At 34.0% G+C, this 25,254-nt stretch carries 17 protein-coding genes and 1 pseudogene; 7 read left to right on the top strand and 11 right to left on the bottom strand.

Annotated features, from left to right (window positions below):
* Positions 1-3 precede the first annotated feature (3 nt).
* Both NBRC110019_RS02580 and NBRC110019_RS02575 read right to left on the bottom strand, forming a co-directional pair.
* Complete coding sequence (locus NBRC110019_RS02580) at positions 4-291, bottom strand: hypothetical protein (RefSeq protein ID WP_281752048.1); 288 nt, start codon at positions 289-291, stop codon at positions 4-6.
* Positions 292-735: 444 nt separating this feature from the next.
* Positions 736-3,141: a TonB-dependent receptor gene (locus tag NBRC110019_RS02575; protein WP_281752045.1), complete on the bottom strand. Its 2,406-nt coding sequence runs from the start codon at positions 3,139-3,141 to the stop codon at positions 736-738.
* A 185-nt stretch (positions 3,142-3,326) separates the two neighbouring features.
* Here NBRC110019_RS02575 and NBRC110019_RS02570 point away from each other — a divergent pair, with 185 nt between their 5' ends.
* The 3 genes from NBRC110019_RS02570 (at position 3,327) to NBRC110019_RS02560 (ending at position 9,138) form a co-directional block, all read left to right on the top strand.
* Positions 3,327-4,262 (top strand): alpha/beta hydrolase, encoded by a 936-nt coding sequence (locus tag NBRC110019_RS02570; RefSeq protein ID WP_281752043.1) that lies wholly within the window; start codon positions 3,327-3,329, stop codon positions 4,260-4,262.
* A 99-nt stretch (positions 4,263-4,361) separates the two neighbouring features.
* Positions 4,362-6,731, top strand: coding sequence for a hypothetical protein (locus tag NBRC110019_RS02565; RefSeq protein WP_281752041.1), 2,370 nt, complete (start codon positions 4,362-4,364; stop codon positions 6,729-6,731).
* A 25-nt stretch (positions 6,732-6,756) separates the two neighbouring features.
* Complete coding sequence (locus NBRC110019_RS02560; protein ID WP_281752038.1) at positions 6,757-9,138, top strand: hypothetical protein; 2,382 nt, start codon at positions 6,757-6,759, stop codon at positions 9,136-9,138.
* On the opposite strand, the pseudogene NBRC110019_RS02555 reads toward NBRC110019_RS02560, so the two are convergent.
* The 4 genes and pseudogenes from NBRC110019_RS02555 to xrtF all read right to left on the bottom strand — a co-directional run bounded on the left by NBRC110019_RS02555 (position 9,139) and on the right by xrtF (position 13,222).
* A pseudogene (locus NBRC110019_RS02555) lies at positions 9,139-11,617 on the bottom strand (heavy metal translocating P-type ATPase).
* A 70-nt stretch (positions 11,618-11,687) separates the two neighbouring features.
* Positions 11,688-12,248 carry a helix-turn-helix domain-containing protein gene (locus NBRC110019_RS02550; protein WP_281752036.1) on the bottom strand — a complete coding sequence of 187 codons (561 nt, stop codon included), beginning with the start codon at positions 12,246-12,248 and terminating at the stop codon, positions 11,688-11,690.
* Positions 12,249-12,257: 9 nt separating this feature from the next.
* Positions 12,258-12,698, bottom strand: coding sequence for an exosortase F system-associated membrane protein (locus tag NBRC110019_RS02545; protein ID WP_281752034.1), 441 nt, complete (start codon positions 12,696-12,698; stop codon positions 12,258-12,260).
* Positions 12,695-13,222, bottom strand: a complete 528-nt coding sequence (gene xrtF, locus NBRC110019_RS02540) for an exosortase family protein XrtF (protein WP_281752032.1) — start codon at positions 13,220-13,222, stop codon at positions 12,695-12,697. Before xrtF ends, NBRC110019_RS02545 begins: the two co-directional genes overlap by 4 nt.
* Positions 13,223-13,309: 87 nt before the next feature.
* Here xrtF and NBRC110019_RS02535 point away from each other — a divergent pair, with 87 nt between their 5' ends.
* From NBRC110019_RS02535 to NBRC110019_RS02525, 3 genes are all read left to right on the top strand, one after another.
* Positions 13,310-13,768 carry an XrtF-associated fRMsr-like GAF protein gene (locus NBRC110019_RS02535; protein ID WP_281752030.1) on the top strand — a complete coding sequence of 153 codons (459 nt, stop codon included), beginning with the start codon at positions 13,310-13,312 and terminating at the stop codon, positions 13,766-13,768.
* A 99-nt stretch (positions 13,769-13,867) separates the two neighbouring features.
* On the top strand, positions 13,868-14,704 hold the full coding sequence (locus NBRC110019_RS02530) for a helix-turn-helix domain-containing protein (RefSeq protein ID WP_281752027.1): 837 nt from the start codon (positions 13,868-13,870) through the stop codon (positions 14,702-14,704).
* Between the two features lie 79 nt (positions 14,705-14,783).
* Positions 14,784-15,983 (top strand): MFS transporter, encoded by a 1,200-nt coding sequence (locus NBRC110019_RS02525; protein WP_281752025.1) that lies wholly within the window; start codon positions 14,784-14,786, stop codon positions 15,981-15,983.
* A gap of 20 nt (positions 15,984-16,003) precedes the next feature.
* Here NBRC110019_RS02525 and NBRC110019_RS02520 read toward each other — a convergent pair whose 3' ends face one another.
* The gene (locus NBRC110019_RS02520) at positions 16,004-16,516 is read right to left on the bottom strand and encodes a GNAT family N-acetyltransferase (RefSeq protein ID WP_281752023.1); all 513 of its coding nucleotides are present in this window, start codon (positions 16,514-16,516) and stop codon (positions 16,004-16,006) included.
* A gap of 427 nt (positions 16,517-16,943) precedes the next feature.
* Between NBRC110019_RS02520 and NBRC110019_RS02515 the strand changes: the two genes are divergently transcribed.
* Positions 16,944-17,144, top strand: a complete 201-nt coding sequence (locus NBRC110019_RS02515) for a hypothetical protein (protein ID WP_281752021.1) — start codon at positions 16,944-16,946, stop codon at positions 17,142-17,144.
* Positions 17,145-17,398: 254 nt separating this feature from the next.
* Here NBRC110019_RS02515 and NBRC110019_RS02510 read toward each other — a convergent pair whose 3' ends face one another.
* From NBRC110019_RS02510 to mdxK, 4 genes are all read right to left on the bottom strand, one after another.
* Entirely contained in the window at positions 17,399-18,781 is a 1,383-nt protein-coding gene (locus NBRC110019_RS02510) for an alpha-amylase family glycosyl hydrolase (RefSeq protein WP_281752019.1), read from the bottom strand.
* Positions 18,782-18,917: 136 nt separating this feature from the next.
* Entirely contained in the window at positions 18,918-20,762 is a 1,845-nt protein-coding gene (locus tag NBRC110019_RS02505; RefSeq protein WP_281752017.1) for a glycoside hydrolase family 13 protein, read from the bottom strand.
* Positions 20,763-20,819: 57 nt separating this feature from the next.
* The gene (locus NBRC110019_RS02500) at positions 20,820-22,934 is read right to left on the bottom strand and encodes a glycoside hydrolase family 97 protein (protein ID WP_281752015.1); all 2,115 of its coding nucleotides are present in this window, start codon (positions 22,932-22,934) and stop codon (positions 20,820-20,822) included.
* Between the two features lie 7 nt (positions 22,935-22,941).
* Positions 22,942-25,245, bottom strand: a complete 2,304-nt coding sequence (gene mdxK, locus NBRC110019_RS02495) for a maltose phosphorylase MdxK (protein WP_281752013.1) — start codon at positions 25,243-25,245, stop codon at positions 22,942-22,944.
* Positions 25,246-25,254: the final 9 nt, after the last annotated feature.

The following is a 25,254-nucleotide window of genomic DNA, read 5'->3' as shown; positions in this document are numbered from 1 at the left end:
TTATCACATATTAGTTCCGGCATACATAATTGCTAAGAAAAGGCACGTAATTAAAAGGTATCCTCCCAACACCTTCCATATACTCTCCCCCAGATAAGCCCCTATAAACAATACTACCCATAAGAGAAACGCTGTAAATGTAGAGGTAATCATCACATTTACTGTATTCACCCAAGCTCCAATAGCTAAATAAAAAGACATAGCCACAAGGTATCCTCCTAAAAATCCGGTAACAAACTTCGCTATACGCTGTACTTTTGAGTTCGTTAAATATTTTTTATTTGCTGGCATCAGACTAAACATTCAATTAAAAAACAAACTAAAAAAAACACTATTAGCTGTATAATTTTAAACAACTGCAGCGGTTGAAACATAATAACACAACCACCTGCTGTCATTAAAACAATACTAAAAAACAGTAAGCCACCACCTATTCCAAACTTTACAATAAAAGGGATGATTGCAGCAATTAAAAACAAAAAAGATACGCCTTTTACCAACCTCGTATTCGATTTCACCAAAGACAACAAAGTATCAGACAAATGAATATCGGCTCTTTTTGATGTCACATAAAACCCCGAAAAACCTAAAAGTGTTAATGTAGTACCTATTGTAAACATAGTATAATATATAAGCTATAGTAACCAAAAAGCCGTAAAACTTAAAATTAAGCTTACGGACTAAAAAAATCAAAAAAAGATCGATTATACTTTAGATAATCGATCTTTTAATAATCTAAAACATGTATGTAAAGTTGGCTGATACATTTCTTAACATTTGTGGACTAATAGTAGACCACCCATTATAATATTCTGTATTTGCTATGTTATCTAATTTTAAGGTTACCCTAAAATCGCTATTTCCATAGAAAGCAGACGCATTATAAATAGTATATGAATCTAATGTAAAGGTACCTCCAAGATTTCTGTTGAAAATCTTGTTTTCGCTTGCATAATTACCTCCAAACCCAAATCCAAATCCTTGTAAAACCCCTTTATTAAACTGGTAACTAGCCCAAAGATTAGCCAAATTTCTTGGCCCCGCACTCTCAGGACGTTTTCCTTCAAAGTCTGCCAAACCTTCAACTAATTGGCTGTCATTATAACTGTACCCTGCTATTACATTTAAACCATTCACCGGATTTGCGGTTACACTGGCCTCAATACCTTTACTCTCTTGTTTACCTCCTTGAAAATACGTCACATAATCTTCGGTATAAACCACATCTTTCACACTAATATCATAGTAACTAACTGTAGCCGACAACCTATTATTGAAGATGTTAAATTTAGTACCAAATTCAAACTGCGTAGCATGTTCCGGATCAAATGTTTGCACCTCACTACCATTAACCACCGGATCGGTATTACTAAATCCGTCCATAAAGTTGGCAAAAACAGAAACCTTATCAAGTACTGGTTGATACACCAACCCAAACTTAGGAGAAAAAACAGTTTGAGCCCCCGAATCATTACTAAATCGATCGGCACGTACACTTGCCATAGCAGATAATTGAGGTAAAAAGTAAATTACATCTGAAGCATAAGCACTAAATATTTCTTGTCTGGCCTTAGAAGCATTTACAGAAGTATTTGCTAACAAGGCATAGCTTCCAGCTCTTGTTAACACTCCTGTGTCATCTGTATAACTAGAAGAGTCCGTAATTCCTAAAACATTATTATTAAAACCTTCAAGATCATCGCCAATATAAATCATTCCATTAGATACATACCCCGAACCATTATTAATAACTTCTTTATTAAAGTAATCTAAACCAACAACCAACTTGTTCTTTACAGTACCTAAGCTGAACTCTCCGATAAAATTCTGTTGAATATCGGTTCCAATGGTTTCAGAATTCTGATTATTAAAATAACGCTGAAAAACAACCCCTTCCGTCATAGGTGTATATTGTGTTATTTCATAGATATAAGAATAAATACCTTCTGATTTAGCGCTAGAACGCGAATAAGCTGTTTGTGAAGTCCATTTATCACTTAACTCATAGCGCATCTGTCCTTGTAAACTATACGTAGGATTTTCAAGATATAAATCGTTACTGGTATAAGAACGCTTATGATCGTATCCTAACTCATCAAGATTATGCACTCTTAAGGTTGCACCTCTGTCTACAAACAACATGGTTTGATTAGTTCCTTTACCAGAATAGAACTCCGTATTGATATGAAATGATAGTTTATCATTTACTTCATAAGCCAATGAAGGTGCAACAAATAGCGATTTAGAAAATCCGGCATCCTGAAAACTATTTTGAGTATGGTACGCTGTATTAATACGCAAAGCCATTTTCTTTTCGGTACTCAACATTGTATTTACATCGGCCGTTACCCTATTTAATCCATAACTACCCCCAGTATAGGATACGTTACCTCCAAAACCATAAAACGCCTGTTTTGTATTTACATTTATTAGTCCTCCATAAGAAATTAATGCACTTCCATATAAAGTTCCAGAAGGCCCTTTAATAACTTCAACACTTTCAATATTAGCCGGATCAGGACTACCATTGGTTAAAGAAGGTAAACCATTTGTCATTGTAGGCTGTACAGCAAATCCTCTCAACGAAAAATAACCGGCTCCATCACCCCCTCTTCCTGTAGATTCCCATAACTTATAAATCCCAGGAGCATTTTTTAAGGCATCATCAAAATTTGTTACCACCTGCTCTTGCAATACAACAGATGAAATTACATTATACACCTGAGGGTTTTCTAAATCTTTAAGCGGCATTTTAGACACCGTTAAACTCTTCTCTTTAGCAAACTTATTAGTCTTACTATTTTGCACAACCACCTCATTCAACATTTCTGTATCTACTTGTAACAAAACAGTCCCTATACTAGTTATTTCATTTACCTTTACAACAATGCTCTTATTAACAGAAACATACCCTACAGCTGTAATTTTTAAAGTGTACGAACCTACAGGAACATTATTCAAGTTAAATTCTCCTTTAGAATTGGTAGTTACGCCAAGCGAAGAATCTTTCAACATTACATTAGCATAAACTACCGGTGCATTGTTCTCTGCATCGTATACTATACCAGAAATTTTTCCATCTTGTGCAGAAGCAGCAATAATACCTATTACTGCAAAAACAAACGTAAAAATAGTTCTCATTAAATTTTGAATTTATTATTTAGAATTAGTTTAAATAAATTTAAGCAAATGTATACGTCCCTATCTTAACTACAAAATTTATTTAGAATAAATTAAAATAATAAATATGCTTTGCTTTTTTATCTAGACTAATCATTTCAAGTAAACAATTATTGTGTACTTTTAATTCTATAAAATACTTCTTCATGAAACGCTTAACTTCTTATATATTTATTCTAATGTCTTATTCATTATTTGCACAAACTTCTGGTGTAACAACTATGAAGCTATGGAATAACAACATTCCTAATTTTCAAACCAGTAATAGTAAAGAAGAAGTTACTAATACCGATTATAAAACTATTTGGGTATCGCATGTTCAAGAGCCTTCTATAGATGTATATCTTCCAACAAAGAGAATTGCCACAGGAGCCGGGGTACTTATCTGCCCAGGAGGGGGCTATGCCGGTTTGGCCTATGACTGGGAAGGTACCGATATGGCAAAATGGTTAAACTCTAAAGGTATAGCAGCTTTTGTTTTAAAATATAGATTACCGGGCGATGCTTCTGTTAAAACAAGCTATTTAGCTGCGTTACAAGATGCGCAACGTGCTATGAAAATCATTAAACAGCATGCTAAAGAATGGAACCTAACAGAAGGTCAACTAGGTGTTATGGGATTTTCTGCTGGCGGTCACTTAGCAAGCACTTTAGGAACTCAGTATGATCGTGAAGTATATGCCTCTATAGATAACACCGATAAACTAAGTGCTAAACCCGACTTTATGATTCTTATTTACCCGGTAATTAGCATGAAAGAAGGTGTTACACACCAAGGCTCTAAAGACAATTTACTCGGAAAAAACCCCTCAAAAGACTTAGTTCTTCAATATTCTAATGAATTAAATGTAACTAAAAATACACCGCCTACCTTCTTATTACACGCTAATGATGATGGAGCTGTACCGGTAAAAAACAGTCTACTTATGTATGAAGCGCTAACAAAAAATAATGTCCCAGTAGAAATGCATCTATTTCCCTATGGAGGTCATGGATTTGCCTTTGGCTATGAGACTGCAGGATTAAGTGAATGGACAACACTATGCTACAACTGGATAACATTTTTAATGCTTAAAAAATAGGCATTTTTATACATGGAGTTACTATGGCATTATTTTTGTAATTATTCTTACGTATTTAATTCAATTAAGACTACACTAATAACCATAAAATAATACGCCATGAAAACACGCTTACCATTTCTAGTATGTCTAACTTTATTATACTCTGTATTTACATTTAGCCAAACCGAAAGCATTAATAATACCCTTTTAAAATATAAGTCTTATTTTACCTTAGAGCAAGAAACACTGTATACCCAACTAAATAAAAGCACCTATTTTAACGATGAAGAACTTTGGTTTAAAACATATATCTATAACACGAAACAGCAACAACCCTACACCGCAACAACAAATGTAATTGCTACCATTTATAATAGTGTAGGTGAGCCTATTTTATCAAAAACATTTTATGCTCAAAACGGTAGTACTCACGGAAATTTTTTAATAGACAGTACCTTTTCAGCTGGTCGATATTATCTAAAAACCACTACAGAGTTTATGAAAAACTTTGATAACGACAGGTCGTCAATTACTGCTTTCAATGTAGACATACCAAATCTAAAAAAAACTACTACAACTAAAGAATATGATTTTCAACTCCTGCCCGAAGGAGGCCATTTGTTAGCTGATGCTATAAACTCGATAGGATTTAAAATTACAGATAGCTCAGGCCATGGTGTATCTATAAGAGAAGGTCTAGTTCTTGATGCTAAAAATAAACCCATTTGTACATTTAGTAGTAATACAAAAGGTTTAGGCAAATTTAAGATTACTCTAAAATCTAATGAAAACTATACTGTAAAGGTAACATTAGATAATAGTACCGTTCTTACCAAAAAAATTGAAAACATTAAACAACAAGGCATGGTATTAAGTGTTGAGAACATTATAGAAGACCGAACTACAATTACCTTAACATCTAATAAAAAAACACTTAGACACTTAGATAATAAAAAATATACTTTACTAATTCATAAAGAGGGTAAATATAAAACCATCAATATTAAATTAACAGATAAAGAACTATCATACCTTATTACATTACCTAAAAAAGACTTATTTGCCGGAGTAAACATTTTTACAATATTAGACGATAAAGGACAACCTATTTTGGAAAGACTTCTATATAATAATAAAAAAAACAACTCCTTTAAATCTGATAAATACTCCACTACAAAAGTAGGTGACTCTCTAGAAATTGACTTGTTTATGGCTTCAAAAGACACTTCATTTATAGATATGAGTATTTCGGCGTTACCGGCTAATACACTATCATACAACTTTAATAGCAATATTATAACCCAATTTATATTATCACCATATGTAAAAGGTACTATTGAAAACCCTGAATATTATTTTAAAAATCAAGATCGTAAAACACTATATAACTTAGACTTATTATTACTTACCCAAGGATGGTGCTCATATAAATGGAACACTAACAATCAAGATATGAATACACCTAACTATCTGTTTGAAACAGGTTTTACATTAAAGGGTAACATTAAAAGTCCTAAATACTCCCCTGAAAACAAACTAATTCTCTACTCTAGAAAAAGTAAACTGTTACTAGAAGTCCCTATAGATACCTTAAATAATTTTAAACTTACTAATGTTTTTATTAAAGATAGCTCTGACCTTAGTTTTACTGTAATAAACAAAAGAGAAAAAAATAGAATTCCTAAAATAACCTATTCAATAAGCCCTAGTATGAAAACGCCTTATCTGCTCGATAAAAAGGCTTTAGAAATTTCTACAGATGTAGACACAGAAACTATCGTATTACAAACACTGCCCGAAACAAAAAAAATCATATTAAAAGACGCTATTGAATTAGATGAAGTAATAGTTACAAAAACATATGAAAAACCCAAGCCTAAACACGACCCAATAGGCGCTATGTTTGGTAAACATATTCCTTTTACAGAAGACGATATTCCGACTACAAGAATTACAGATATTATAAGAAACAATGGGTTTGAAGTTACAAATGACGGAATGAATGTTACCATTATATCTAGAAGAGCACTTGGAGGACCTCCTGCAGTTATTTTAGACAATATAGATCTAATGGATGACTTTAACAATATAGCAACTCTGTATGTAAATGATGTAGAAGAAATGTTTATAATTAAAGTTCCTTCACCTATTTACAGAAAAGGTGGAGGCACCATTTACATATATACCAAACCGGGTAAATCTACCGTTGTTAATCATAATATATTTGATAGAAATAAATTTTTTACTAAAAACGGATATAGTGAGCAAAAATCTTACTATAGTCCTAAATATAATACCCAAGCTTATGAAACGTTTGAAAGCTTTGCTCCTTTAAGCTGGATACCTACTGTAAAGCGAAAAGCTCAAAATATATATAGTCTTAAAATACCATATTACTACAATGATATCTCATTGTTTATAGAAGGAATGGATTATAATGGTAACCTTATTCATGAAAAGTTAACAATTACCACAAGTAACAACTAAATAATAGATACTTTAAACCTCTACTATGAAAACATACTCCCTATATATTTATATGCTACTAACGTATATAACGATACAAGCAACCTATGCGCAAAAGCAGGTTGACTCTACATTAATAAAGTATGAAAACTTCTTTTCAACTCCACAGGAAACACTGTATACACAAATAAATAAAAGCATCTATTTTAACGGTGAAGAGCTTTGGTTTAAAACATATATCTATAATACGAAACAGCAACAGCCCTACATAGCAACAACAAATGTAATTGCTACCCTTTATAATAGTGTAGGTGAGCCTATTTTATCAAAAACATTTTATGCTCAAAACGGTAGTACTCACGGAAACTTTTTAATAGATAGCACCTTTTCCGTTGGTAAATATTATCTAAAGACTACTACAGAGTTTATGAAAAACTTTGATAACGACAGATCATATACAACCAGTTTTACTATTGGAGTTCCTGATACAAAACAAACATCAGATATAAACTCTTATGATTTTCAACTATTACCTGAAGGAGGACATATACTTAGTGATGTTAACAATACCTTTGGATGTAAACTCATAAACACTCATGGCAAAGGTATTCCTATAGAAAATGCTTATGTAACCGATTCTAATGGAAAAACCATTACATCATTTAAATCAAATGAATTTGGTATGGGGAAATTTAAATTACACCTACAACCAAATACCACATATAAAATTACAGCTAAACTATACGATGATTCTACAGTTACAAAACAAATAACCAATATACCCGAAAGAGGTGTTATTATGAATGTAGAGAATATTTTAGAAAATCAAACCATTGTTACCTTATCTACTAACAAAAAAACAATTAAAGACCTCTATAATAAAGTATATACCTTACTAATTCATAAAGAAGGCGCTGTTACTTCTATAGAAATTCCTTTTCAGAAAAATGAATTATCATATATGATAAACATCCCTAAAGAAAAACTATTATCAGGAATTAACATACTTACATTATTAGATGAACAAGGTAATCCGCTATTAGAAAGAATTATTTACAACAACCAAAAAAATAAAATTTCCGGTATAAAAAAATTATGGTCTAGAAAAGAAAATGACAGTATTAGAGTATATTTTAAAACTACTCAATCCCAAAACATTAATGCAAGTTATAGCGTATCGGTATTACCTGCCAACACAAAAGCATATAACTTTAACAACTCTATTATTAGCACCTATTTATTAGCACCCTATGTAAAAGGCTCCATAGAAAATCCTAATTACTATTTTAAAAATAACGATAGAAAAACACTATACGATTTAGATCTATTACTACTTACTCAAGGATGGAGTTCCTATAATTGGGATGATATTTTTAATAAAGACTTACAATTTAAATATCCGTTCGAATCTGGCTTTACTTTAGCAGGCACACTAGAAAACCCTAAGCACAATGCTAATAATAAGTTAGTACTATTTTCAAATAAAAGTAATTTATTATTAGAAATTCCTTTAAAAGAAGACAACTCATTTCTAGTAGATCGTCTCTTTATAAAGGATAGTTCAGACCTAAACTTTACTATTAGTAATAAGTCTAATAAAAACAAAATTCCTAAAATTAATTATACGCTTTCTCCTTCATTAAAAAATCTTGAAAGCCTTAGTAACAAACAACTAGAACAGTTAAACAACCAAAATCAGCTATTAAATAATGAAGCTATACCAACTACAAAAGCATTTATACTTAAAGACGCTATTGCTTTAGATGCCGTAACTGTTACTGCTGAAAAAAAAGAAACTCCAATGGATATGCCTGTAGGTATGTTTGATGCGAAACACTATAACTTTAAAGACAGTCCTAATGAATTTGGGTTTGTAAAGGATATTATTCAGAATTATGGTTACAAAGTTGTTACAAGCTCAGATAATGTTTTAGTACTTTCCCGTAGAGGACTTACTGGTACAGGGCAAGCAACGTATCCTACTATATTTCTAGATGATGTTCAAATAACCGAAGGTCAAGGTGAAAATAACCAGCTATTAAATCTACGTATAAATGAAGTCACAGATATGTTTATATCTAGACATAACGTAACACAAATAGCTAATAGTTCTGGCGGTATTATTAAAATTTATACGAAAAAAGGTAAATCAACAATTGTTAACAAATCTATTTTTAATAGGAACAAATTTGTAACCAATACGGGGTTTGGTGAACAAAAAAAATACTATACACCTAAATATAATACGACACAAACAGAAGCTTTTGACAACTTTGCTCCTCTTAACTGGGAACCAGATATAGACAGAACACATAACGGTAGTTTTACGTTTAGATTTCCTTATTATTATAAAGATGTAAAACTATTTATAGAAGGTATGGACTCTTACGGCAATCTCATTCACGAAGAGATTACCGTAAATCCGTAATTAAAGTTTAGCACTACGTAGCCTTAACGCATTACTAATTACAGAAACCGAGCTAAAACTCATTGCCAGTGCAGCTATCATGGGAGATAGTAACACCCCAAAGAACGGGTATAAAATACCTGCAGCTATAGGTACTCCTATGGTATTATATACGAGTGCAAAAAATAAGTTTTGTTTAATATTTTTCATCACTTTTTTACCAAGACTCAATGCTTTTTCAATACCTTTTAAATCTCCTTTTACAAGTGTTAAACCAGCGCTTTCTATAGCTACATCGGTACCCGTACCCATAGCTATACCCACATCTGCTTTGGCTAATGCCGGTGCATCGTTAATACCATCTCCAGCAAAAGCAACTCTTTTACCTTGCTCTTGCAATGTCTCTACTGCTTTCAACTTATCCTGTGGTAAACATTCTGCTTTATAGTCGCTTAAACCTAACTGCTTAGCTACTGCGGCAGCAGTTAATGTATTATCTCCGGTAAGCATCACCACTGCTATCCCTTGTTCTTTTAAAATTTTTATAGCATTTACACTACTCTTTTTAATAGCATCTGCAATTACAACATACCCTATAATTTCATTAGTACTATAGGCTATAGAAACCGTTTTTCCTTCCTTCTGATATTCTTCTATAGTATTCTGTAATTGGTTATCAATGCATAGATTAACTTCTTCTAATAGGGCTATGTTTCCTAAACCAACTTTGGCTCCATGTACTTTACCCTTTACACCTTTACCGGTAACCGATTCGAAGTGTGCTACCTCATCAAGTGTAATGTCCTTTTCTTTAGCATATGCTACTACTGCTTTCCCTAAAGGGTGTTCACTATGACTATTTAATGATGCTATTACAGCCATTATCTCATCTTCACTTTTATTAGATACTGAAGCTACCAACTCAACCGAAGGTTTCCCTTCAGTTATTGTTCCTGTTTTATCAATTACTAATGTATCTATGGTATTCAGTATCTCTAGCGATTCCGCATTTTTAATAAGCACCCCACTAGAGGCTCCTTTACCTACCCCTACCATTACCGACATAGGCGTAGCCAACCCTAATGCACAAGGGCATGCAATAATAAGTACTGCAATAGCATTTACAAATGCATAAACCAAAGCAGGATCGGGACCAAAGAAATACCATATAACAAAGGTGATCATAGAAACTCCGACTACCGTTGGTACAAAATAGGAAGAAATTTTATCGGCTAGTTTTTGTATTGGTGCTCTAGATCTACTAGCATTGTTTACCATCTCTATTATTTGAGATAGCAAAGTATCTGCCCCAACTTTTTCAGCTTTCATGGTAAAAGAAGAATTCCCATTAATGGTACCTGCACTCACTGTATCTCCGCTTCCCTTTTCAACAGGTACCGGTTCTCCTGTTATGGTCGATTCATCTATAAATACATCCCCTTTAACAATACTACCATCTACGGGAATCTTTTCTCCGGGCTTTACCTTTAACACATCACCAACTTCAATTTTATCAATAGCAATCATTTCTTCTTTACCATTCACTAAACGTACTGCCTGATTAGGAGTCAGTTTCATTAATTCTTTAATAGCACTGTTTGTTTTACTATGAGCTTTAGCCTCTAAAAGCTGACCTAAAAGAACTAAGGTTAAAATAACTACAGTAGCCTCAAAATACAGATGTACTGTACCCTCTTCGGTTTTAAATTGATCTGGAAAAACACTGGGTATTAATAGCGCTATAACACTAAACAAGTAAGCTGCTCCTGCCCCAATACCAATAAGGGTAAACATATTTAAATTCCATGTTTTTACAGAGCGCCATGCACGTTCAAAGAACATACGAGTTGACCAAAAAACTACGGGTAAGGTTAAAATAAACTGAACCCAATCCCAGTATTTTATATCTATTACCTCATATAACGGATTATTAGTCAACATTCCAGACATGGAAATAATAAATACCGGTAACGTAAAAGCTACCGACACTTTAAATTTCTTAAGTAATTTTTTATAGGATTTACTTTCAGCACTTTCTGGCTCCTTAGAAACCAACTCCATACCACAAATAGTACAGCTACCTGGGGCATCTTGTTTCACTTCAGGGTGCATTGGGCAAGTATATATAGTAGTCGTTTGTTTAGAGGGTTGCTCTACCAAATCCATACCACAAACCGAACAATCTACCGGTTTGTCGTACGTTTTATCTCCTTCGCAAAACATAGGGCAATAATACACCCCGTTTCCTTTTACTTTATTTTTTTTTTGAAGCCTCTTTGTGTTGTTGAGCCTCTTCTGTAGATGTATGTAAGTGATAATGCGTTCCTATTTCCTTTTGCAAAGTTTCAATAGGAATATGTTCTGTCATTTCTATTTGAGCTTCAGCTTTCTCTAAATCTACTGCTGCCTTGGTTACTCCTTCCAAATCATTAAGGGCACGTTCTACAAAAGAACTACACCCCATACAAGTCATTCCTGTTACTTTATATGTATGTTTCATAAAATCAATCTCTATACTTTCAAAAGTACAGAACGATTTTAAAAAGGGGTTTTAAAATTATGTTTAATACTTATAAAATTTTGTCAAGAGTATTTCTTTGTAATTCAGGATTCGATTTAAACTCAGATAGACTTACTCCTGTTTCTTTTTTAAACTGTGTAGATAAATAACTTAATGAATTATACCCTAAGACTCCAGCAATCTCAGAAAAGTTATATACGTCTTCACGAATGTATTGTTTTGCCTTCTCTATCTTTAATTTAATAAAGTACTTTTCTATAGTAACATGGTTGTGTTTAGAAAATTGCTTGCTAAGCACTCCATAGTCTTTATGCAATTTAGTCTTTAAATAATCTGAAAGCTTTTCAGATAGTAACTCCTTATTTATATAATGAAGTAATGCCGTTTTTATTTTATCAGAAACTATTTCGTCTTCACTTTTTAAAAACTGAAAACCATGCCCTTCTAATTTGCTTTTCAAGGCTATTTTTTGATCTACCGAAAACGATTCTTCCTTCGTAACAATAGTACCTAAGTCTATATCAGATACTGTAAATCCTACACTCTCAAAATCTTCTCTCACCACCATTATACAGCGGTCACACACCATATTTTTTACATGAAACTCCATACCGTAAAGTTACACAACCTTTTGCTTTTTCTTCTGATAATAGAAAGCCGGAATTAAAATAAGTATAAATACAGGATGAATTAGAAATCTTCTAATGTAGAATAAGAGCATATATTCGCCCACATCATTCAAATATAATAACGTAAAATATATTGGACATAAAACCAAAAATGCCACTATAAAAATACCTGTAGATACTTTTACAATTCCTTTAGTTCTAAACAATAAATACAATATAGCTAAGGATATCATAGCATTCAATACATACCTAAATAGTAATGAAGCAATTAGTTTTATCGTGTTAAAATCAGGAAATTCTTTTGATAAAAAATTGCTCTTAAAATAGGCTATAAACGGATCGTAAAACAACGTATCTTGAAACGCCCTTATGGTAATAAAGGCTAAAAAGAGTATGATTACCAATATATATGTGCGTACCGACTGTCTCATTTTCTTGCAAATCTTCTAACCCAAAATACCCAAAGTATCAACATAGCCCCATATATAATTGACGGAAACACCAATCCATGTAACGATTCAGTATATTCAGGATATTTATATACTGCTATGGTTAGTACCACAATTCTAAATAGGTTCACCAAATATAAAAATACCACACCTCCAGTAGCATATACTATAGTATTCTTTACACTCCCTCTAAATGCAATAATAAAAGTTACAAATAAAATTAATACACTCACTGAATTACAACCTTCTATAACTCTAGCTACATATGCATCATTAACCATTACTTTATAAAAAGGTTCAGCAGCATCTGGCACCATTCTTAAATGGTAGGGAGAAAACTCTAAGATCCATTCACTATGCTCTGCTACCAGCTTAGTAATACCATCTATGCTAGTGTTAAAACTATTAATATAAAGTGTATAAATGACTGTTAGTAATATGTATACACTAAAAAACCGTAAAATAAAGCCTATGGCTTCTTTGTATTTAGCTATGAACTCTTTCAAAATTATAATAATTCTGTATAACAAATTTATAATAATTATCGGTACTAAATTTTTATTTCCCGTACTTTTGCAAAAAACAGAAGGATTATGAAGTTAGCTGAATTAGAACCCAAAGTATATTCAATACTAAAGAATAAATTACTTGAAATTGAAGAGCGTTTAACAATGGTATGCGAACTATTACAAAACGAAGTTACCTATTATGATTGGGTTGGATTTTATTTTAAAAACGGAGATAAACCTGAACTTAAGTTAAAAGCCTTTGCAGGCGAACCTACAGACCATACCATTATTCCTTTTGGGAAAGGTATATGCGGACAAGTAGCTGTTAGTAATGCAAATTTTGTGGTACCCGATGTAAAAGCTCAGAACAACTATATTGCGTGTAGCATTTATGTAAAAGCAGAAATAGTAATTCCGTTATTTGTGAACGGCGAAAATATTGGTCAAATAGATATTGACTCTCACACTCCTAATCCGTTTACAAAGGAAGATGAACGTTTTCTTGAATTTGTCAACAATGAAGTAGGAAAACTGTTTGAATAAATACCACTCAAAACAAATACAACCGGGTTTATCCCGGTTTTTTTATATCTACATTTTAAAATGTCAATATAATACGTTTGAATATTATAACTTTACAACATGATACTTCCGTATTTAAAAAATAGAAATGTTGCTAATTTTGAAGGTAGTCAATGCTCGTGCCATGTACCTTTTAGCCATCGCAATTATTACAAGGTAACTCTTTGTAAAAATGAGGCTATCATTACCTATGCAGAAAAAGTAGTACATATTAATAAGCCCGCCGTTATTTTTACTGAGCCTAAAACTCCGTATGCATGGGATTCCTGCGAACCTTTAAATGATAGCTACCGTTGTGTATTTAACGAGGCATTTGTACAAAAAAACAACAGGACTTTGCTTAATTTTTCTGTTTTTCAACCCGGTAAGCAAAAAATCATTTTCATAGACGAAGGGCAGCTTCCAAAAATCGAAGGCTATTTTAAAGACATTAAAGAAATTTTGGCAACCCATTATTCTTTTGCAGAAGAAAAGGTATTTGCTTTAATTCAGCTTATTGTCTACGAAATATTACCCAAATGCCCTGAAGTAATTGACTCTAAAAGTTTAAAAAAGGATCAGTTAAGCAATCGATTTTTCAGACTATTAGAAGACCATTTTAGCTTACTAGATTTTGACAATCCGGCATTATTTAAAACCCCTTCCGATTACTCTAGGGCACTGTCTGTACATCCTAATCATCTAAATAGAGTACTTAAAAAATCTACTGGTAAAACTACCTCTTTGCTTATTTCTGAAAAAATAGTAGAAAAAGCAAACGAGTTTCTAAACTACTCTGATTGGAATATTGCGCAAATTTCTTATGCATTAGGATTTGAAAACCCTTCTTATTTTAATCAGTTCTACAAAAAACAAACAGGAAATACTCCGGGTGAATCCCGGTTAAAAAATGTTTGAATTTCAACATAAGTAGTTTCATCTTCAAAATTATTGTTAGAGCAACCTCGTATAACTTTGTATTCAGAAAAAGTTATCAATGCTAGAGAAAAAATTACAATCACGTCACCAACAGATAGCCACCTATTTAGCTTTGGCTATAATTCCATTATCAGGTGTTGCTACCGATATTTTTATTCCATCTTTACCGGCTATGGTAAAAGAATTCCATACTACCGAAAGCACTATTAGACTAAGTATCACCTTATTTTTAATAAGCTATGGATTATCGCAATTTATTTCAGGGGCTTTAGTAGATGCCTGGGGAAGGTATAAATTCAACATAATAAGCATGGTAGTGTTTATACTAAGTAATGTAATAATTATGCTTAGTAATTCTATAGAGGTTATTCTGGCTGCCCGATTTATACAGGGCATTAGTGCCGGAGCCATTGCCACCGCAAAAAGAACTTTGTTTATAGATGTACACAGTGGTGAAAAACTTAAGCACTATTTAAGCATTATGAGTATTATTTGGTCACTCGGACCTATTATAGCTCCTTTTATTGGTGGATATTTGGAACATTTAATCAATTGGCGTGCATGTTTTGCCTTTTTAGGACTTTATGCCTTGGTTATTTTAATTTTAGAACTCATTTTTTCAGGTGAAACGATTAAGCTCTATCACGAACTAAAAATAAAACCTATTCTTAAAAAGTATCTTATAATGATTAAAACACCCGACTTTATCTACGGGGTTCTAATTTGTAGTTTGTGTTATTCAATGGTTATTCTATTCGGATTAGTATCTTCGTTTATAGTAGAGTATAAAATGGGATTTTCTCCTATTGTAGCAGGTTATGTTTCACTTATTCTTGGTTTTGCATGGATGGCAGGAGGGTTTATAGGAAAAGCTTTAATGAAAAAAGATTTCCTCCCTAAAATTCAGCGTGGTAATGCTATTCAGTTTCTGTTTATAGTGGCAATGCTACTAACCACTCCTTTACGAGCCGATATTTTTACTTTGGTATTTTTTGCTTTTGCCATACATGTATGCGCTGGCTTTATGTTTAACAACTACTTTGCCTATTGCTTAGGTAGGTTCCCTGACATGGCAGGATTATCAGGTGGACTTATTGGTGGTATGAATTATATTCTGTGTTCATTTTTTAGTTACGGACTTACCTGGAGTATGAATCCTCAAGGACAATCAAAACTCTCTATAGCCTACCTTATATTAGCATCGGGTATCTTACTATTCTTGTTTTTAACCAAAAGAAGTAAAACCGCCTTTGTATAAATATAAAAACCTTCGGTTGCTTACCGGAGGTTTTCTTTCCATGCTGGTTGGCGTATATGCATATTCAATGCTTTCCATTCTTCACCAGCAAAAAAAACTAATTGAGACACTCCCTTAGTAAACTGAAATCCGCATTTTTCGTAGCACTTAATTGCTCTTACATTCCAATGATAAACATTCAAATGCACATAATTTACGTGTAACTCTGTAAAGGCAACATGCAAAAGTTGTTCCATCAACTCTTTTCCTAATCCTTTTCCTCTATATGTAGTGTCACCAATCAAAATTCTACACAATCTGGCCGTTTCAGCATTTTCCTTATAGATTTCAGCATGTCCAATTACCTTTCCGTTGTACATAGCCTTATAGACATATCGGCTAGAATCATTAATGTAATCTTCCAGCTGATTATTAGTTAATGGCCAAGTAAATATAGTACCTGCAAACTGAATCAGTTCTTTTTCATTATCTATCCAATTTATCAAACGCTGAAAATCAATTTTTGAAAATGATTGCAATCTTAATACACTCATACGCTTAGTAATATTCTAAAATGAACTACATAAATACACATTTCTAAATACTTTTTAAATAGTTATTAAATCAAATACTCAAAAATCGAAATCCTAAATGGAGCTTAAAAACAAGCCTACGAAACATCTATTAAGAATTACATTTCTATTCCGAAATAAGTTTTGGAGCATTTAATCTCGATTATCGAGTAAAATGTTATCGACACCTTAAACACACAACGAATGAAATTAAATTACTTTGCCCTGCTACTTCTGTTAACTTTTACCTTAGTAAGCCATGCCAGAATGGCTTAAACGAACCAAACCACTATTGAATTTATGGGAAACTGTGGGTTGTATATGACCGATGGTACCACTAATTTTTATATTGACTTCCCTTATAAGTCGGGAGCACGGTGATACAACTTTCCCTGAAACCATTGGAAGCATGGAAAACATAGACTTGGCTTTTGTACCCTATTGGATTTTGTTATATGCCAAAGAAGAAGCGATAACCATAGATGCCAAGCAGTATTATATTTACCATTTATACCCACAGCAGGTAGCAAGTGCTAAAGAAACTTGGGATAATATAGAGAACATTAGACCTATGGCACAACCAGGAGAAAAAGTGGTGGTCGAGTTTTAGGGGATACGTATTGTATATGTAATGGTGTGATGTTTTTTTAAAACAATTTCATCTGGTTCATCACTACCCCTTTTTCATTCTTTCATAATAAATTTATCGAATTGCCAGTTCAGCAAGTACCGATTTATTATTATGTTCTTCCCTTATTTTATCCCCCTAAGTTATCTTATGTAAAAATTTAGAATAAAAAAACGCAACCCAAGAACTCTCAGGTTGCGTTTTTGCATAGTTTTATGTTAGGAAGAAGATTCGTTCTATTTCACCAAAATCATATACTGCCAAGGTTTTAAGGCAAACTTAGCAGGCCCCAATTTTATTTTTTCGCCCGTCATATAATTGGTAAAGTCACCAATTAAACGAACTTCTGCATCTATAGACTCACTGGTTAAATTAGCAATATAATATACGGTATCGCCAGCTTTGCTGCGTTTAAAGGCTAGTATCTTAGTGTCATCAGATGTAGCAATAGGCTCATAAGCAGCTGCATTTTTACCCCCATTTAAAGCGGTATGAGTTTCTTTTAACACGTTTAATTTTTCGTAGATAGAATAAAACTTCCCTTTTGTTTTATTGATGGTATCTTTTTCAAAAAACAATAAAGCTTTGTTCATATCATACTCTTGCCCACTATAGATTAACGGCATTCCAGGAGTCATATACTCTAATGCAGCAAAGGCTTCTGTACCATCACCTAAACGTTCAAAAACAGTACCATTCCAAGAGTTTTCATCATGGTTGGTAATAAAGTTCATAAAGATAGTTCCTTTGGTATAGGTGCTATCTTGCTCTGCCTTCAGCTGGTTCCATGCACTCGCTGGTTTTTCGCCTTTTGCAATTTCATTCATGGTATGAAGTCCAGGCCAGTTATATAACATGTCAAATCCGACAGGTACCAATTCTGCCTTTGCAGATTCAGCTAGCATAAAAATAGGCTTTTCAGCTCTTAGCTCAGGAATGGCCTCTGCCCAAAAATCAGTAGGCACATTATCTGCCACATCACAACGGAAACCATCTATATTTTGCTCTTTAACCCAATACAACATATCCTCAGTCATCTCCTTACGCATATTCATATTATCGTAATTAAGATCGGCAACATCTGTCCATCCCCAAGACTCTCCTGTTTCAGGATTTAATGGATCTACTATGTTACCGTCTTTATCTTGCGTATAATAATCCGGATGTTCTTTAATCCAAACATGATCCCAACCTGTGTGGTTAGCAACCCAGTCTAAAACTACATATATTCCATTATCATGAGCTGTTTTTACCAATTTCTGAAAGTCTTTCAAAGTACCAAACTCAGGGTTCACTTTTGTATAATCGGTAATCGCATAATAACTTCCTAAACTCCCTTTACTTTTAGTACTAGAAATAGGATAAATAGGCATTACCCATATAATATCAATTCCCATTTCCTTAAGTGCCGGAATATCTTTAGTAAACTCATTAAAGGTACCTTCTTCCGAGTACTGACGAATATTTGCTTCGTATATGGTAGCCGTTTCTAACACACTATCAGCAATAGGTGCTAACATTTCTGTTTTCTCAGAAGTAGCTGCTTCTTTTGGTTTGGCACCCTCATTACACCCAACCAAAAAAGCAATAGTTACCAAGCTTAAAATTATTTTTTTCATATCATAAGTTCTATTATCCCCTCCTTCTTAGTCTCCCTAAAAGAGGTACATACGAATTGAGATTTTATTGTTATAAATTCAGCATTTAGAATTATAAATTAAATTTTACAATCCTGAATAGTTCCCCTGTTGGAGGTTAGGGGGCTAATTCTAATACATACGAGCTTTTAGCTGCAATAGTCATTGCTTTAGCAGTAACATCTATGGTCTTACCACTAATAACATCAGTGCCTTTTGTAGCCGTTTTAATGCTTTCAGCAAATCTGTTTAAATCAAAAGTGCGTTCTTCTTTCGAATTGTTTAGCACAACCATTACCGTAGCTTTTTCGTTGTATCTAAAGTATACATATACATTGTCTTGTGGAATGTATTGTGTTGTTTTACCGGTGTGAATCACTTCTGCATTTTTTCTCCAGGTAAATAACTTAGACGTAAAATCGAAGTATTCTTTTTGTGTTGCCGTACGCCCACTAGCAGTAAAAGCATTGTTGGTATCACCGTTCCATCCACCAGGGAAGTCTCTACGAATATCTCCATCTCCTTTACTTTTATCTCCTGCCATTCCTATTTCAGAACCATAATATAATTGTGGTATCCCACGTACAGTTCCTATAAGCGTCATAGCTAGTTTATAATCGGCTACATTTTGGAAACGCTGATTAAAACGATCGGTATCGTGGTTTTCTGCAAATACTAAAATAGCATTGATATCAGGGTACAGAAAATCGTTTACAAAGTTCTCATAGAACTGAATAGTGCCATCAAACCATCCGGCATTTTCTTGTCCAAAAGCACTCATAGCATCGTGTAAGGTAAAATCCATTACCGATGGTAAATAGGTATTATAACTTTGAATAGCACTAATTTTACTATCTTTTTGCCAGTATGAAATCTGAGCCTGATCGTGTAACCAAACCTCTCCAACAATATTAAAGTTAGGATATTCATCCATTACCGCTTTCGTCCATTTTGCAATCCCTTCTTTATCGTTATACGAATAAGTGTCCACTCTAAATCCGTCTAAATCTGCATACTCTACCCACCAAATAGCATTTTGAATAATATAATTAACCACTAATGGATTTGACTGATTTAAATCGGGCATAGTTGGTACAAACCAGCCATTCATACAATATCTTGCATCTATCTCAGAAGCATTCGGATCCATTTGCGTAGACATTCTGTAGTTTGATTGTGCATACCCCGGAAACTGGTGAATCCAATCATAGGTTGGTAAATCCTGAATCATCCAGTGCTCTAATCCCCAGTGATTGGTTACATAATCTAAAATCAACTTCATGTCACGCTTATGCAACTCTTTACCTAATTGTACGTACTCTTCATTAGTACCGTAACGCGGATCAATTTTGTATACATCACTTTGTGCATATCCGTGGTATGAATATGCCTTGTCGTTATCTTCACATAAAGGTGTACTCCATAATGCAGTTGCTCCTAATCCTTCCAGATAATCTAAGTGCTTTATTACTCCGGCAATATCTCCACCGTGTCTCCCATTTAAGTTAGAACGATCTCCTTTTTCGATTACAGAAGTCATCGAGTCGTTATCAGTATTCCCGTTAGCAAAACGATCTGGCATAATCAAGTAAATCATATCCGAACTATCAAAACCTTTACGGTATTCAGATCCTTCTCTACGTGTTTTAAGTTCAAAGTTATATGTAGCTACAACTTTCTTTTTCTTCTTAAACTGAATAGGATACATACCAGCAGGTAACCCTTTAGTATCTATGGTAATAAATACATAATTAGGATTTTCTGTTTTGGTAATAGCAGTTACTGTAGCTTTAGATACAACAGGTGTTAAATCTGCTATGTCTTCTCCGTAAACCATTACCTGAACACTACTGTGGTGCATTCCTTCCCACCAGAAAGGAGGCTCTACTTTATCAATTTGCGCATTCACAGTAACGGTTAACAACAATACTACTACTGCAAACATTTTTTTTAATGTACTCATATAGTTTTATTTAAAACAAAAAAAGACAGGCAACTTTTAATCACCTGTCTTTCTGTATTATTTCTTTTCTACAATACTAATAGCATAACCACCTCCCGGAGCTGAATCAATTTTCAGCTTGGTTTTACTAGTTACGTTCTTAGTTTCAATTTCGTATGCCTGTGGATTTGTTTTATAATCCGCATCCTTAGCGTCACTATAAATAGTAGCAACGTACTTTTTGCCTTTTTCTAAGAAATCAAGTTTAATTTCTGAAGTACGTTTGTTATAACCATTTACATTACCTACAAACCAGTTACCACTATTTTTAGCCTTACGTGCTATGGTTACATAATCACCAGGCTCAGCTTCTAAATAAATACTTTTCTGCCAGTCTACTGCTACATCTTTAATAAATTGAAAAGCATCCATAAACTGATTGTAATGCTCTGGTAAATCGGCAGCCATTTGTAACGGACTGTATAATGTTACATATAAAGCTAATTGATTACAGATGGTACTATTTACATGCGAATGGTTATCTGGATTTAATTTTTCAATATCCATTTCAAAAATACCAGGAGTATAATCCATTGGTCCACCTACCAAACGTGTAAATGGTAATATAGTAACATGGTTCGCGTTTGACCCTCCAAACGCCTGGTACTCGGTTCCTCTTGCAGACTCATTACCTATTAGGTTAGGATACGTTCTACAAATACCTGTTGGACGAACGGCTTCGTGAGCGTTTACCATAATGTGGTAATCTGCTGCTTTTTCCAATGCGTATTGGTAGTGATTATTAATCCACTGACCGTAATGATACTCACCTCTTGGTAGCATATTACCTACATAACCACTCTTCACGGCATCGTACCCGTACTTGTTCATAAACTGATAGGCAGTATCTATATGACGTTCATAGTTACGACTAGATCCAGAAGTTTCATGGTGCATAATCATTTTCACTCCTTTAGATTTTGCATATTGGTGAATACCTTCTACATCAAAATCAGGATATGGAGTTACAAAATCGAATACATAGTCTTTAGAATGTCCAAACCAGTCTTCCCAGCCAACATTCCAGCCTTCTACTAATACAGCATCAAAACCATGTTTAGCAGCAAAGTCTATATATTCTTTAACGTGTTTTGTATTTGCCGCATGTGTACCATTAGGTTTTGCGTGCTCAAAATCAGTTTCACCTAGTTTTACAGAAGGATAATCATTAGTATAAGACCAACTACTTTTACCTGTAATCATTTCCCACCATACACCTACATATTTTACAGGGTGTATCCACGAAGTATCTTCTATTTTACAAGACTCATTTAAGTTTAATGTCATTCTTGAAGCCAAAATATCTCTGGCATCATCACTTACCATTATAGTTCTCCAAGGACTTGTACATGGCGCTTGTAAATACCCTTTATTCCCCTGTACATCTGGTGTTAACCACGATTCAAAAATCATGTTTTCATCATCCAAGTTCAAATGCATACAAGAGTAATTAATTAAAGCAGCTTCATGTAAATTAATGTATAAACCATCAGCTGTTTTCATCATTAAAGCAGTTTGCACTCCTGTTTTAGAGAACTGAGTTTGTGATGCATTCCCTGTTACAGCTGCGTCAAACTTACCTCTAATTTCCGATAACTTAGAGCGTGTATAATCATACTCCTGTGTATCATAATCCCCAGGAATCCATAATGCCGTATGATCCCCTGTCATAGCAAACTGAGTACGCTCTTCTTTAATAACGAAATACACCAAGTTCTTTTGTTGAGGAAATTCATAACGAAATCCTAACCCTTCATCAAATAGCCTGAAACGAACAATCATTATTCTATCAGTCCCTTTTTGATTAAGTGTTACCGCTAATTCATTATAATGGTTACGAATCTCAGTTTCCTCTCCCCAAACTGGCTTCCATGTTTCATCAAAACTAGCCGTTTTAGTATCGGTGACACTAAAATCGTTTAGTAATGATTTTTCATCATCCTTAAGCTCCAATCCAAGTTTACTGGTTTTAATAACCTCTTCTCCTTTGTAGCTTAATTCATAAGTAGGTGTTCCGTCTGATAACAAGGCAAACTTCATCTCAAAGTTTCCGTTAGGTGATTTCAGCTCCTGAGCCGAAACCATGCCTGTTATCATAAACAAAGTAACCCATATTATTACTAAATACCTCATATAAAATTTATGTTGTTTTTAATACTGCTTTCGCAGTTGCTTTTTCTCCGTTTAACAAGATAGTCACATCCTTATCACCATCAACAGTAAAGGTTGTTCCCTCTTTAGTAACGTTTACCTTCAACACATGGTTTCTAAAATTTACCTTAAAGGTAAATCCGTTCCATTGTTCCGGAATTCTTGGTTCAAAAGACAGCATACCATCTTTTACACGCATTCCTCCAAAACCTTCTACAACACTCATCCATGTACCAGCCATAGAAGTAATGTGTAATCCTTCGTGTACTTCTTTGTTATAATCATCTAAATCTAAACGAGAAGTTCTTAGATAGAAAGTATATGCTTGTTCCATACGGTTTAATACAGCCGCCTGAATACTATGTACACATGGCGATAACGAACTCTCATGTACCGTAAATGGTTCGTAGAAATCAAAGTGACGCTCTAATTCTTCTTTAGTAAACTGATCTTCGAAGAAATAGAATCCTTGCAAGGTATCAGCCTGCTTAATATAAGGAGAACGTAAGATTCTGTCCCAACTCCATTTCTGGTTAATAGGGCGCTGACTCTTATCTAAGTTAGCCACCGTAATAAGTTCTTTATCTAAGAAACCATCTTGTTGTAAGAATACGTTATGCTCTTCAGAGTATGGGAAATACATATTATCAGCAACTTTTTTCCAATCTGTCAACTCTTCTTCAGACAATTGAACTTTGTCCATAATACGCGCATAGTCTGCTCCGTATGCTGCTTTTATCTTCTCAATATTTTCAGCAGCATAGTGAATACACCATTGTGCTAAATAGTTGGTATACCAGTTATTATTTACGTTGTTTTCGTACTCATTAGGTCCGGTAACCCCAAGAATTACATACTTATTATGGTTTGTAGAGAAGGTAGCTCTCTGATGCCAAAAACGTGCAATAGCAATTAACACTTCTAACCCCATTTCAGGGACATAGCTGTAATCACCCGTATAGCGAACATAATTAAAAATAGCAAAAGCAATAGCTCCGTTACGGTGAATTTCCTCAAAGGTAATTTCCCACTCGTTATGGCACTCTTCTCCATTCATAGTAACCATTGGATATAATGCAGCTCCGTTAGTAAACCCTAATTTACCTGCATTTTCTATAGCTTTATCTAATTGATTATAACGATACTTAAGCAAGCTACGTGCTACTTTTTCATCTTTAGTAGCCATATAGAAAGGAATACAATATGCCTCAGTATCCCAATAGGTACTTCCTCCGTATTTTTCACCTGTAAATCCTTTCGGGCCAATATTTAAGCGGTCATCGGCACCTGTATAAGTTTGGTTTAATTGGAAAATATTAAAACGAATCCCTTGTTGTGCTTTCACATCTCCATCAATGGTAATATCCGCCATTTCCCACACTTTAGCCCAAGCATCCTTTTGGGTTTGTAACAACCCATCAAAGCCTAAACCAGTTACCGTATCTAACACTTTGTTAGCTGCATCTTCTAAAGCATCTACTACATGATTCATAGACGTAACATACCCTGCATATTTATATAGGGTAATCGTACTATTAGCCGCAACCGATTGTACATACGTATGACTAACATAATCGGTAGTGTTTTCTGATGCAGGCACTAAACTTAAGATTTTACCATCTATATCAACAGTATTGCTCATAAACGTACAAGCCGTATACTTAGTTTTTAGTGTACGGGCAGTAGCAAAAGCTCTTACACCACTTTCAGTAACCGATAATGGTTCCCAGAATTTTTCTTCCCAGTTCGTATCTTTATTTTCAATACCCGTATGTAAATACGGTACCAAGGTAATTTCAGCATCGCCATTTAAAGGAGTTACGCTATATTTAATAGCACCAGCCTCATCTTCTTGTAAACTTAGAAAACGTAACGCTTCTACTTTTACAACCATATCATTTGGCATTTTCGCCTTAAAAGTACGACTATACCACCCCTCTTTCATATTCAATTCTCTGCGGTATTCCTCAACAGCTTTACAAGTGTTAAGGTCTAACATTTCACCATTCACCTTTACATTAATACCAATCCAGTTTGGTGCATTAAGTACTTTAGCAAAATACTCCGGATATCCGTTTTTCCACCAACCTACTTTGGTTTTATCTGGGTAATATACTCCGGCTATATAACTCCCCTGAAAGGTTTTTCCGCTATAATATTCCTCGAAATTGGCACGCTGCCCCATGGCACCGTTCCCTATACTAAAAAGGCTTTCGGAAGAACACACTCTTTCCGGCTCAAACCCCTCTTCTATAATAGACCAGTTATCCGGTATAATATAATCCTGATTCATTTTCTCTTT

The sequence above is a fragment of the Neptunitalea chrysea genome (assembly GCF_027924145.1).
GTDB lineage: Bacteria > Bacteroidota > Bacteroidia > Flavobacteriales > Flavobacteriaceae > Neptunitalea > Neptunitalea chrysea.
Note: the sequence above shows the minus strand (reverse complement) of the source record. Positions and strands in the feature narration are given on the sequence as shown.